Here is a 12,746-nt window from a genome sequence, read left to right on the forward strand (position 1 = left end):
TCTTGCTTCTCGACGTACCTGAGCGTTACTTCTCGACGTACCTGAGCGAACGCAGCCCGCGCTCCAGATGCCAGTGCAGGTAGGCGGACACCAGGCCGCTGCCCTCGCGGACGTACCGCGCCTCGCACGTGTCCGCCGTCTCCCAGTCTCCCGTAAGCAGCGCCCCGAGGAGTACCAGGGTCTGCGGCGACGGTACGACACTCCCGGGCACCCGGCAGTCGACGCAGACGGACCCACCGGAGGCCACGGAGAAGAACCGGTTCGGTCCGGGCATCCCGCACTTCGCGCAGTCACCGAAACTCGGGGCGTACCCGTTGACGGCGAGGGAGCGGAGCAGGAAGGCGTCGAGGACCAGGTGGGGCGCGTGCTCGCCCCGGGCGAGGGTGCGCAGGGCGCCCACGAGCAGCAGGTACTGCTGCACCGCCGGCTCCCCCTCGTGATCGGTGAACCGCTCGGCGGTCTCCAGCATCGCCGTCCCGGCGGTGTACCGCGCGTAGTCGGTGACGATCCCGCCGCCGTACGGCGCGATGGTCTCACTCTGCGTGCACAGCGGCAGCCCGCGCCCGACCAGCTCGCTCCCGCGCGCGAAGAACTGCACGTCGACGTGGGAGAAGGGCTCCAGCCGGGCCCCGAACTTCGACTTCGTGCGCCGCACGCCCCGGGCCACGGCCCGCACCCGCCCGTGACCGCGCGTGAGCAGCGTGATGATCCGGTCCGCCTCACCCAGCTTCTGGGTGCGCAGCACGATGCCGTCGTCGCGGAACAGACTCATGGGCACCATTCTCGCCCAAGCGCTCCCCTGCACGCGCCCTTAACAATATGTTGAAGCCCGGCAAGGAGCACAACGTGGGGAGAAGGTGCGCCTGCCGCCCTCGCCTATCGCCGCGCCGGCTACTGGCGGGGCCGGTCCCTGCCCGAGCTGCTGCACGACTGGGCACGCGAGCACGGCCCACGCACCGCGCTCGTGCACGGCACGACCCGCCTCACCTACTTCCGGCTGGACCGCCGGGTGAGCCGGATGGCGGCCGGCCTGCGGCTGCGGGGTGTCCCGAGTTCGTCGTCGCGGTGTTCGCGCTGATGCGGCTCGGCGCGATCCCGGTGCTCGCGCCGACGGCCCACCGGGAGACGGAGATCGCCCACCTGGTCGCCGAGAGCGAGGCGGCCGGCTACGTCGGTCCGTCGCTGCGCCGGGTCTTCACCCTCACCGCGCCCGGCGAGCAGACGGGCGGCTTCTCGTTGCTGCCGGGGGGCGCGCTGGCCTTCCCCTTGCACACCGTGGACGAGGCACCGGTACCGGACCGCCGCCTGGACGCCTCGGACGTGGCGTTCTTCCTGCCGTCGGGCGGCGGCACGGCGACACCGCCGAGGCTCGTCGGCCGCACCCACGACGACTACGCCTACCAACTCCGCGCCACGGCGGAGCCACTCGCTCTCGGCCCCGAGGACGTGTACCTGGCGACGCCGCCCGCCGAGTCCACCTTGACCCTCGGCTGCCCCGGCATCCTCGGCACCCTGGCGGTGGGCGGCACGGTCGTACTGCTCGACGACCCGGCGCCGGAGGCGGCCTTCCACACGATCGCGCGGGAGGGGGTGACCGTCACGACGGTGACACCGGGCATCGCCGCCCGGTGGCTGGACGCCCTGGACGGCGCCGAGGCCGACCTGGCCTCACTCCGGGTGATGCAGATCGGCGGCGGCACCTCCCGCCTCGACCCCGCCTGGCCGCACGTATCGAGCCCGGTTTCGGCTGTCGGCCGAGGGCAACCTGGCCGTGGACGACTGCCCCCAACCACCCCACTTCGCAGGCCCCGCCGATCAATGATCGGCAGCTTTGTACCACTCTCCGGCCGCATGGTTGCTGCTCAGGTGAGCGAAGGACTGGGCGGGGTGGAACAAACCTGCCAATCCCCTCCTGACGAGTGGCTGCCGGGGCCTCTGTGGCAACGCGCCGCTCCCGCCCCTCCTCCCCTCCCACCCACCACAAGCCGCAAGCCGCCCAACCCACCCGGCATGCGTGCGGGACGGCGCCGGAAGCCACGGCATCGCGCCACCAGCTTTCTTGAGCCCCAAGCCCAAGCCCCAAGCCAAGCCCCAAGCCCAAGCCCCAGGCCCGAAGCCCAAGCCCCAAGCCAAGCCCCAAGCCCAAGCCCCAGGCCCGAAGCCCAAGCCCCAAGCCCAAGCCCAGGCCAGGACCCACCCCCTTCGCGTCCCGCCATTGGCCCAACCTCTGGCGGCTAGCCCATTCGTGTGCGCCGTCTTGACCACCCCCACGCCCCCTCCTATGGTCGCGCTACCGACCGGACGTAGGACGTAGGACGTCGTATCTCCCACCCCCTCCTCCCCTTCCCCCCAACGACTTGCTGGAGGACCCGTGCGCGACGACGTGAATCCCGACGCACCGGCACCGCGCCGCCGGTCGTTCCTGAAGTACACGGGTGTGCTGGGCGCGGCCGCCGTTCTCCCGCCCGTGCTGACGGGCTGCTCCGCAGGACCGGAGTCCACGAACGACACCGGGAACGGCGGCAGCGGCAAGGACCGGACGCTGACCGCGGTGATCGGCTACGGCAACGACGGCAGCTGGGACCCGACGCAGACGGCGTCGGCGTTCTGCATGGCCGCCAACAACCATATCTACGAGGGGCTGTTGGACACCGACCCGATCAGCCGGGTGCCGTATCCGGCGCTCGCCACCGAGGTGCCCAAGGACGCCAGCGCCACCACCTGGCGGTTCACCCTGCGCTCGGGCGCGACCTTCCACGACGGCAAGCCCGTCACCGCCGACGACGTCGTGTTCGTCTTCGACCGGATCCTCGACCCGAAGACCCAGACGCTCGCCAAGGGGTTCTTCGCCGGCTGGCTCGGCAGCGTCAGGAAGGTGGACTCGCGCACCGTCGAGCTCGTGCTCAAGTTCCCCTTCCCCGACGGGCTTTCCCGGCTCACCCTCGCCAAGATCATGCCGAAGCACGTCTTCTCCAAGCCCGGCGCCTGAGACGACGCCATCAAGGGGCTGGCCGTCGGCTCGGGGCCGTACCGGCAGACCGCGCACCACCCGAAGTCCAACACCACCTTCGAGGCCTTCGCCGCCTACAACGGGCCGCGCCCGCCTGCCTTCAAGCACATGAACTGGCTGACCATCGTGGACGCCGCTCCGCGCGTGGCGAAGATCTCCGGGTCCGACGCCGGGGCGCAGATCGCCGACAACATCCCCTACGCCAACATCGCCAGGCTGGAGCAGGGCGGGCTCAAGGTCGCCGGTGGCGCCGGGATGAACAACCTCTTCCTGATGTTCAACACCCAGCACAAGCCCTTCGACGACGTGCGGGTGCGACAGGCGCTGCACTACGCCATCGACACCGAGAAGATGGTGCAGGTCGCCCTCAAGGGGCACGGGAAGCCGGCCTCCTCGTTCCTGAACGAGGGCAACCCGACCTACCGGCGGGCCAAGACCGTGTACGACTACGACCCCGAGAAGGCGAAGGCGCTGCTGAAGGCCGCCGGGGTCGGCAACCTCAAGGTCAACATCCTCGCCGTGAACGTCAGTTGGATCGTGGACTGTCTGCCGACCATCAAGTCCTCCTGGGACGCGATCGGCGTGGAGACGACTCTGGCGCCGCAGGAGACCACCGCCGTGTTCACCAAGATGGACCAGAAGCAGGACTACCAGGTCGTCGCCGCGGCTTCCAATCCGAACCAGTTCGGGCTCGACGCCGATCTGATCATGCACTACAACTACGGGCCGCAGAACCTGTGGATGCAGTACACCCGGTGGGCCGGCGACCCCGTCGCCAAGCAGCTCTTCAAGGACATGGACCGGGCGACCCGGGAGCCGGATCCGGAGAAGAAGAAGGCGATCATCCAGGACTACATCGACGTCGTCGCCGAGCAGGCGGTGCTGTACCCGGTCGTCCACAACGAGCTGATGACCGCCTGGGACGCCCGGAAGCTCACGGGCATAAGGGCGCAGCCCTACCCCGGCATCAACCTGCTCCAGGCCAAGTGGATCTGACGGCATGACGGCTGTCGTACGGATCCTGCTCCGCCGTATCGCGCTGCTCGTGCCGCTGATGCTCGGGATCGTGCTGTTCGTGTTCCTGGTGATGCGGTTCTCGGACGTCGATCCCGCGTCCGCGTTCTTCCAGGGCGCGAACCCGACCCCGCAGCAGCTGCACGACTTCCGGGAGCGCAACGGCCTGCTCGATCCGCTCCCGGTGCGGTACGTCCACTTCGTCGGCGATCTGCTCCACGGCGACCTCGGCACCAGCGCCCTGACCCGGGCGCCGGTCGTCAAGCAGGTCACCACCGCGCTGCCGCTCACCCTCCAGCTGACCTTCCTGGGGCTCGCCATCGCGGTGGTGCTGGCGCTGCTGGGCGGGGTGACGGCCGCTGTGTACCGGGACCGGTTCCCGGACCAGGCCATCCGGGTGGTCTCGCTGGTCGGGGTGGCCGCGCCCGGCTTCTGGCTGGCGCTGCTGATGATCCAGTACCTGGCGGTGGACCGGGGCTGGTTCCCGACCGGCGGCTACATCAACCCGGCCGACTCGGTCACCGGCTGGCTGAAGACCATGGCGCTGCCCGCCGTCGCCCTGTCCCTGCCGGTGGCCGCGCAGCTGACGAGGATCGTCCGCACCTCGGTGGTGGAGGAACTGGACAAGGACTATGTGCGGACGGCGATCGGGAGCGGGTTGCCGCCCCGGGTCGTCGTCGGCCGGAACGTGCTGCGCAACGCCCTGGTCAATCCGCTGACCGTGCTCGGGCTGCGGGTCGGCTATCTCCTCGGCGGCGCTGTGGTCATCGAGACGATCTTCTCGCTGCCCGGCATGGGCAAGTTGATGATCGACGCCGTGCAGAACGGCGACCCGGCCGTGGTGCAGGGGGTGGTGCTGACGACCGCCACCGGGTTCGTCGTCGTCAACCTCGTGATCGACATTCTGTATCTGCTGGTCAACCCACGTCTGAGGGCGGGCTGATGGTCACGCGCGCGAGTCTTGCCGAGCGGCTCTCCCGGCCCGGCGGCGTACGGCTGCGGGGCTGGCGCCGGCTGCCGCTGCTGTCGAGGGTCGCCGTCTGTTTCCTGGCCCTGGTCGTCCTCGTCGCCGTACTCGCCCCGCTCCTCGCCCCCGACGATCCCCTCGACCAGCAGGAGCCGGTCGGCGGCAGCGGGCATCCGTCCGCCGCGCACTGGTTCGGGCAGGACAGCCTCGGCCGGGACATCCTGAGCCGGCTGATGTACGGCGCCCGGTGGTCGCTGGCGATCGGGCTGGGGGCGACGGCGCTCGCGCTGGTCGTGGGTGCCGTCATCGGGGCGGTGGCCGCCACCTCCCGCAAGGCGGTCGACGAGACGCTGATGCGCTGCCTGGACGTGGTGATGGCGTTCCCGGGGATCGCGCTCGCCGCCGTGCTGGTCGCCGTGTTCGGCGGCGGGATCGGCGTGCTGATCTGTGCCATCGCCTTCCTGTTCACTCCCCCCGTGGCGCGGGTGGTGCGGGCCAACGTCCTCGATCAGTACGGCGAGGACTACGTCACGGCGGAACGGGTGATCGGCGCCCGTACGCCCCACATCGTGGCGCGGCACGTGGCCGTCAACTGCGCCGCGCCGGTGCTGGTGTTCTGCACGGTCCAGGTCGCCGAGGCGATCGTGTTCGAGGCGTCGCTGTCCTTCATCGGCGCCGGGGTGCGGCCGCCGGACCCGTCCTGGGGCAGTGTCATCGCCGACGGCAAGAACATGGTGCTGACCGGCGGCTGGTGGGCGACCGTCTTCCCCGGGCTGCTGATCCTGCTGACCGTGCTGTCGCTGAACATCCTCTCCGAGGGGGTGTCCGACGCGTGGGCGGCACCGGCGGCCCGGGAGGTGGAGGGGCCCGAGGACCGGCTGGAGGCGCCGGAGCCGGGCAGCGGTGAGGTGCTGCGGCTGCCCGGGCTGACCGAGGCCGCCCGGCGGCTGCGGTCCCGGGCCCGGCCGCTGCCCGACCGGAGCGGGCAGCCGGTGCTCGCCGTGGAGAACCTCACCATCGGCTTCCCGGACCGGCACCGGGGTGTCGACATCGTGGCCGGGGTGAGTTTCGAGGTGTACCCCGGGGAAGTGCTCGGTCTGGTCGGTGAGTCGGGCTGCGGGAAGTCGCTGACCGCGCTCACCGTCATGGGGCTCCAGCCGAGTCGGGCGCGCGTCGGAGGGCAGGTGCGGTTCCGGCAGCGGGACCTGCTCGCCGAGCCGATGCGGGCCAGGCGGCGGCTGCTCGGGCACGAGATGGCGATGGTCTACCAGGACGCCCTGTCCTCGCTGAACCCGGCGATGACCATCCGCGCCCAGCTGAAGCAGCTCGTCCGGCGCGAGGGCCGGCGCAGTCCCCGCGAGCTCATGGAGCTGGTCGGCCTGGACCCCGAACGCACCCTGCGCAGCTATCCGCACGAGCTGTCCGGCGGGCAGCGCCAGCGCGTGCTCATCGCCATGGCGCTGTCCCGCGACCCGCGGCTGATCGTCGCCGACGAGCCGACCACCGCCCTGGACGTCACCGTGCAGGCCCAGGTGATGGAGCTGCTGCTGCGGCTGCGCGAGGAGCTGGGGTTCGCGCTGATCCTGGTCTCGCACGATCTGGCGCTGGTCGCCGACGTCACCGACCGGGTGGTGGTGATGTACGGCGGGCAGATCGTGGAGAGCGGGGTGACCGCCGACCTGGTGGCGGCGCCGGCCCACCACTACACGCGCGGCCTGCTCGGCAGCGTGCTGTCGCTGGAGTCGGCCGAGGAACGGATGACACAGATCAAGGGGGTCGTACCGTCCCCTGCCGACTTCCCGGCGGGCTGCCGGTTCGCCGACCGCTGCCCGCTGGCGAGCGAGGTGTGCCACGCGCATGCTCCCGTCCTCGCCGGTACGGGCACCCACACGGCCGCCTGCCATCACCCGGCGGTGGACCTCACGTCGGCGCGGAGCGAGGAGGCACTGCAGTGACCGCTGTGGTCGAGGTCCGAGACGCCCATGTCGTGCACAAGGCCCGCAGCGGCGGGCTGCTGCGCCGTGACCGGGTGTACGCCCTGACCGGCGCCGATCTCACCGTGGCCGCCGGGGAGACGGTGGGGGTGGTCGGCGAGTCGGGGTGCGGGAAGTCGACACTGGCACGGGTGCTGGTGGGCATCCAGCGGCCGGCGTCGGGCTCGGTGGCGTTCCAGGGCCGTGACCTGTGGACGATGCCGCCCGCCGAGCGCCGGGCCACGGTCGGCGCCGGCGTCGGGCTGGTCTTCCAGGACCCGTCGACGGCGCTGAACCGGCGGCTGACGGTACGGCGGATCCTGCGCGACCCGCTGGATGTGCATCAGCGCGGCACCAGGGCCGAACGGGAGGACCGGGTAAGGGAGTTGATGGGCCTGGTCGGCCTCCCCCGGGCCCTGGCCGACGCACTTCCCGGACAGCTCTCCGGCGGGCAGCGGCAGCGCGTCGCCATCGCCCGCGCGCTCGCCCTGGACCCGGCGCTGGTCGTCGCCGACGAGCCGACCAGCGCCCTGGACGTGTCGGTCCGCGCCCAGATCCTCAACCTCCTGCTGGACCTGAAGGAGCGCCTCGGCCTGGCGCTGGTGTTCGTCTCGCACGACATCCAGACGGTACGGCGGATGAGCGACCGGGTGATCACCATGTACCTGGGCCGGATCGTGGAGGAGACCCCGGCCGGCCGGGTCACCGACGCCGCCCGGCACCCGTACACCCGCGCCCTGTTCTCCGCCACGCCGGGCCTGCTGGACCCCCTCGACCCGATCCCGCTGACCGGGCCGGTGCCCTCGGCGACCCGGCCGCCGAGCGGCTGCCCGTTCCGCACCCGCTGCTGGAAGGCGGACGGGTTGTGTGCCGAGGTCATGCCGGACTTCTCGGCCGCGTCGCGCCCCGAACACCGCTACCGGTGCCACCATCCTGTCCAGGAGGAGGAATCGACCCGCGACCTAGCACGCCAGGAGCCCTGACATGCCCTTCCCCACCCCGCTCACCGGTGTCGTCCCGCCCGTCTGCACGCCCCTGACACCGGAGCGCGAGGTGGACGTGCCCTCGCTGCTCGCCCTGGTCGACCACCTGGTGGAGGCCGGGGTGCACGGGCTGTTCCTGCTGGGGTCCACGTCCGAGGCGGCGTTCCTCACGGACCGGCATCGCAGCCAGGTCGTCGAGGCGGTCGTCGCCCATGTGGGCGGTCAGTTGCCGGTCCTCGCCGGCGCCATCGACATGACCACGCCGCGCGTCCTGGACCACGTCACGGCGGTGACGGCGGCCGGAGCGGACGCGGTGGTCGTCACCGCCCCCTTCTACGCCCGCACCCACCGCTCGGAGATCGTCCACCACTACCGCCGGATCGCCGCCGCCTCCGAGGTGCCGGTCATCGCCTACGACATCCCCGTCGCCGTGCACACCAAGCTCCCCGCCGACGTGGTGCTCGGCCTGGCCGCCGACCGGGTGCTGGCCGGGATCAAGGACTCCAGCGGGGACCTGGCCGCCTTCCGCGAGATCGTCACCGGCTCCCGTGTGCACCCCGGGTTCAGCGTGCTGACCGGCTCCGAGCTGATCGTGGACTCCGCGCTGGCCCTGGGCGCCGACGGGGCGGTGCCGGGGCTGGCCAACGTCGACCCGCACGGGTACGTCCGGCTGTACCGGATGTGCCGCGCCGGCGACTGGGAGGGGGCGCGGGCGGAGCAGGAACGGCTGTGCGCGCTGTTCGGGATGGTCACGGTCGGGGATCCGGCGCGGATGGGCGGCAGCTCGTCGGCGCTGGGCGCGTTCAAGGCCGCGCTGCATCTGCGCGGCGTCATCGACTGCGCGGTGACGGCCGAGCCCCAGGTGCCGCTGTCGGGCGAGGAGGTCGAGAGGGTCGGCAAGTTCCTGGCGGCGGCCGGGTTGCTCTAGCCCCGTGACAGGGTCAGTCTGCGGAACTCCACGGTGTCGTAACTGTGGGTCGCGCCCGTCTCGTACAGGACGCCGATCGTGCCGGGGCCGAGCTGGACCAGGTCCGAGTAGGCGGCCGGGCGGTCCGAGAGGGTGAGCAGCTTGGTGAAGGTGCGGCCGGCGTCCGTGCTCGACCAGAGGGCCAGGGCGCGGCGGGCTGAGGGCACGGAGGGGGCGGAGAACAACAACGGGGCGGCTGGGCCCCGGAGTTGGAGGACGCTGCCCTGGACGACGGGGACGGCGTTCAGGGTGGGCTGGACGGCGTAGGGGCGGTCGAGGGTGGTGCCGCCGTCGCCGGAGTAGGTGTCCAGGCGGTTGCCGGGGGCGGTGCCGTACTGGTCGCGGGCGTTGAAGTAGAGCCTGCCGTCCGGGAGTTGAGCGGCGGTCGTCTCGTTGACGTTGGTCACGCCGTCCTGGGTCCGGGTCACGAAACCGAGCTGCCAGGTGCGGCCGCCGTCGTCGCTGTAGAGCGCGTGCCCGCCGTCGTACCGGGATTCGGGGCCGGCGGACGTGGCGGGCGAGGCGACGGAGTGGTTGGCGGGGACGAGCAGGCGGCCGGCGTGCGGGCCCCGGGTGAGGGCGAGGGCGTGGCCGGGACCGGTGGCGTACCAGCGCCAGCCGGGCCGCTTCACCTGAGCCGTGATCTCCGCCGGGGGTGTGAAGTGCCGGCCGTCGTCCCAGCTGCGCTGCACGAACACCCGGCGGTCCACCGCGCCGCGCCGGATCTGGTCCTCCGTCGCCTTCCCGTCGTTGCCGCAGGTCACCAGGACGACGACCCCGGTGCGCGGGTCCACGACCGGCGCCGGGTTGCCCCGGGTGTCCCCGTGTCCGGCGGCCACGACCGTCAGCGGGCCCCAGGTGCAGCCGCCGTCGGCGGATCGGCGCAGTACGACGTCGATGTCACCGGTGTCGGCGGCACCGTCCCGCCGCCCCTCGGCGAAGGCCAGCACGGTGCCGTGCGGGGTCTCCACGACCGCGGGGATGCGGTAGACGGCGTACCCGCCCTGACCGGAGACGTAGGGCACCGACGCCACACACCCCGGGACGCCCCACGCCGAGACGGAGCCGCGGCCTGCCGCGGCGGGGGCGGCGGAGACGCGGCCTGCTTGGGTGGGGGCGGCAGAGACGCGGCCTGCTTGGGTGGGGGCGGCGGAGACGCGGCCTGCCTGAGGGGCGTCGGCGGAGGCATGACCTGCTTGGGTGGGGGCGGCAGAGACGCGGCCCGCCTGAGCGGGGTCGGCGGACATGCGGCCTGCCTGGGCAGGGGTGGCGGAGGCCCGGACCGCCTGGGCGGGGTCGGCAGAGACCCGGACCGCCTGAACGGACGCCACAGAGCCCCGGCCCGCCTGGGCGGAGGTGGCGGAGACGCGGCCTGCTTGGGTGGGGGCGGCGGAGTTGCGACCTGCCTGAGCGGGGTCGGCGGAGGCCCGGCCTGCTTGGGTGGGGGCGGCGGAGACACGACCTGCCTGAGCGAACTCGGCAGAGACCCGGCCCACCTGAACGGGGGCGGCAGCAGCCCAGGCTGCCCGAGCGGACGCGGCAGAGACCCGGCCCGCCTGAGTGAACGCGGCAGAGGCGCGACCTGCCTGGGCGGGGTGGGCAGAGGCGCGTCCTGCCTGAGCGGGGTCGGCAGAGGCGTGGCCCGCCTGGGCAGAGGTGTCGGAAGGGCCGCCCGCCTGGCCGGAGGCGACGGAAGGGCCGCCCGCTCGGGCAGAGGCCGTGGAGGCGGGCGTGGGGTGGGCAGGGGCCGTGTGGCTACGGCCCGCTTGGCCGGGGCCGGCCTGGGCGGGGGGCTTGGGAGCCGGGGCCTCTTGAGGAGGTGCGTGGTGCGCGGCGAGCCGATCGGCGTCGGTTGCCTGATCGGGGGGCGCGTGCGTGGGGCGCGGCCGGGTCGAGGGTGCCGTGGGGTGGCAGGCGGTGAGCGAGGTGAGGAGCGCGAGGGCGGTGAGCAAGGTGCGGCTCTTCGGTGTCACCCGCCCATGCTGCCAGGGACCACCAGCCCCGACTCGTAGCCGACGATCACCAGCTGGGCGCGGTCGCGGGCGCCGAGCTTGCCCATGATCCGGCTGACATGGGTCTTGGCGGTGAGCGGGCTCAGCCCCAACACCTCCGCGATCTCGGCGTTGTTGAGGCCGCGCGCGACCAGCGTCAGCACCTCCCGCTCCCGGTCCGACAGGCACTCGGGACCGCCCGTCACGGGCGCCGAGGGGCTGCGCAGGAACCGCTCGATCAGGCGTGCCGTGGGGCCCGGTGAGAGCAACGCCTCGCCCCCAGCGACCGTGCGGATCGCGTCGAGGAGGTCGGCCGGACGGGTGTCCTTCACCAGGAATCCGGAGGCACCGGCCCGCAGCGCCTCCACCACGTGCTCGTCGGTGTCGTAGGTGGTGAGCACCAGGACCCTGACCCCGGCGAGGTCCTCGTCGGCGGCGATCAGCCGGGTCGCCTCGATGCCGTCGAGGCCGGGCATGCGGATGTCCATGAGGACGACGTCGGCGCGCTCGGCCCGGGCGAGGTCGACGGCCTCGCGGCCGGTGCCGGCCTGCCCGACGACCTCCATGTCCGGCGCCGACTCCACGAGCATCGCGAACGCGGCCCGCACCAGGGTCTGGTCGTCGGCGAGCAGTACCCGGATCATCTCTGGTCCCCCGGTTTCTCCCTCAGCGGCAGTACGGCGCACACCTCGAAGCCCCGGCCGTCGGCGCGCGGTCCGGCGTCGACCGTGCCGCCGACGCTGCGGGCCCGCTCCCGCATCCCGACGAGCCCGTACCCGGGCGGACCGTCGCCGGCACCGCCCACGCCGTCGTCGGTGACGTGGACGCGCAGGCCGCCCTCCTCCTCGTACACGCCCACGCGCACGGTCAGGTCGGCCCGGCCGCCGTGCCGTACCGCGTTGGTGAGCGCCTCCTGCACGATCCGGTAGGCGGCGGCGCCGACGGCCGGCGGCACCCCGTCGGCGCGTACGGCCAGGTCCACCCGGGCACCCGCCGACTTCGCGAGTTCGGCGAGGCCGTCGAGGCCGGGCAGCGGGCCGCGGACGTCCGGGGCACCCGGGTCGCGCAGCACCTCCAGGGTCGTACGGAGTTCGCCGCGGGCCGTGCGGCAGGTCCCGGCGATGTCGTCGAGGGCCTTCGCGACGGCCGTACGGTCCAGACGCTCGGGGTCGGCCTCCAGGACGTGCGCGGCGACCGAGGTCTGCACGCCGATGAGGGTGATGGTGTGGGCGAGCAGGTCGTGCAGGTCGCGGGCGATGCGCAGGCGTTCCTCGGCGACCCGGCGCCGGGCCTCCTCCTCGCGGGTGCGCTCGGCGCGTTCGGCGCGTTCCACGGCCGCGGCGGCGTTCTCCCGGTGGACGCGGATGTAGCCGCCGAGGACCAGCATGGAGACGATCCAGCCGGTGATCTGGAAGCTGACCTGGACCCCGGCCATGCCGTGGCGGATCTTCAGGAGCAGCATCAGCGTGACCACGGAGACCCCGATGAAGGCGGTGCGCCGGGGGCCGTGGGTCACCGCCACCGTGTAGAGGACGACCATCGAGGCGGCGGTGGGCGCCGAGTGGTTGTAGTCCAGCTGGTGGTAGGTCGCGATCACGGTGATCATGACCGCCAGCACGGTGAGCGGGGCCTGCCGGCGCCACACCAGCGGCACGTGCAGGCCGAGCAGCAGGGCCCAGCCGAGCGCGTCCGGGTGCCGGCCGCTGCCGACGGTGACGGCGATGCCGGAGGCGAGCGTGGCGAGCCCGGCGGCCAGGAGCGCGTCCTGCCGCCGGGGATCCAGGGACGCGAGGGTCCGGCCGGGCCGGGACGCGGTGATGGTTGCCTGCACGGGGTTCATC

General features: G+C 72.6%; 9 protein-coding genes and 1 pseudogene. 6 read left to right on the forward strand and 4 right to left on the reverse strand.

Annotation, left to right across the window (positions count from 1 at the left end; genetic code table 11):
- Nucleotides 1–25: 25 nt before the first annotated feature.
- The gene (recO, locus tag ACQPXS_RS17330; protein ID WP_433450209.1) at nt 26–772 is read right to left on the reverse strand and encodes a DNA repair protein RecO; all 747 of its coding nucleotides are present in this window, start codon (nt 770–772) and stop codon (nt 26–28) included.
- Between the two features lie 47 nt (nt 773–819).
- On the opposite strand from recO, the gene ACQPXS_RS17335 reads away from it, so the two are divergent.
- From ACQPXS_RS17335 to ACQPXS_RS17360, 6 genes and pseudogenes are all read left to right on the forward strand, one after another.
- Nucleotides 820–2,238, forward strand: a complete 1,419-nt coding sequence (locus ACQPXS_RS17335) for an AMP-binding protein (protein ID WP_433450211.1) — start codon at nt 820–822, stop codon at nt 2,236–2,238.
- A 133-nt stretch (nt 2,239–2,371) separates the two neighbouring features.
- Nucleotides 2,372–4,006, forward strand: a pseudogene (locus tag ACQPXS_RS17340) (ABC transporter substrate-binding protein).
- Between the two features lie 4 nt (nt 4,007–4,010).
- Nucleotides 4,011–4,967: an ABC transporter permease gene (locus tag ACQPXS_RS17345; protein WP_433450212.1), complete on the forward strand. Its 957-nt coding sequence runs from the start codon at nt 4,011–4,013 to the stop codon at nt 4,965–4,967.
- Nucleotides 4,967–6,946, forward strand: a complete 1,980-nt coding sequence (locus ACQPXS_RS17350) for a dipeptide/oligopeptide/nickel ABC transporter permease/ATP-binding protein (protein ID WP_433450213.1) — start codon at nt 4,967–4,969, stop codon at nt 6,944–6,946. The genes ACQPXS_RS17345 and ACQPXS_RS17350 overlap by 1 nt, the downstream gene beginning before the upstream one ends.
- Nucleotides 6,943–7,947: an oligopeptide/dipeptide ABC transporter ATP-binding protein gene (locus tag ACQPXS_RS17355; RefSeq protein ID WP_433450214.1), complete on the forward strand. Its 1,005-nt coding sequence runs from the start codon at nt 6,943–6,945 to the stop codon at nt 7,945–7,947. Before ACQPXS_RS17350 ends, ACQPXS_RS17355 begins: the two co-directional genes overlap by 4 nt.
- A gap of 1 nt (nt 7,948) precedes the next feature.
- Nucleotides 7,949–8,875 (forward strand): dihydrodipicolinate synthase family protein, encoded by a 927-nt coding sequence (locus ACQPXS_RS17360; protein WP_433450215.1) that lies wholly within the window; start codon nt 7,949–7,951, stop codon nt 8,873–8,875.
- Here the strand turns inward: ACQPXS_RS17360 and ACQPXS_RS17365 are convergent.
- The 3 genes from ACQPXS_RS17365 to ACQPXS_RS17375 form a co-directional block, all read right to left on the reverse strand.
- Nucleotides 8,872–10,161 (reverse strand): sialidase family protein, encoded by a 1,290-nt coding sequence (locus ACQPXS_RS17365; protein WP_433450216.1) that lies wholly within the window; start codon nt 10,159–10,161, stop codon nt 8,872–8,874. The genes ACQPXS_RS17360 and ACQPXS_RS17365 overlap by 4 nt on opposite strands.
- A gap of 722 nt (nt 10,162–10,883) precedes the next feature.
- Nucleotides 10,884–11,549: a response regulator transcription factor gene (locus ACQPXS_RS17370; protein WP_433450218.1), complete on the reverse strand. Its 666-nt coding sequence runs from the start codon at nt 11,547–11,549 to the stop codon at nt 10,884–10,886.
- A complete protein-coding gene (locus tag ACQPXS_RS17375) occupies nt 11,546–12,745 on the reverse strand; it encodes a sensor histidine kinase (protein WP_433450219.1) in 1,200 nt (399 codons plus the stop codon). Before ACQPXS_RS17375 ends, ACQPXS_RS17370 begins: the two co-directional genes overlap by 4 nt.
- Nucleotide 12,746: the final 1 nt, after the last annotated feature.

The sequence above is a fragment of the Streptomyces sp. CA-142005 genome, assembly GCF_050942335.1.
GTDB lineage: Bacteria > Actinomycetota > Actinomycetes > Streptomycetales > Streptomycetaceae > Streptomyces.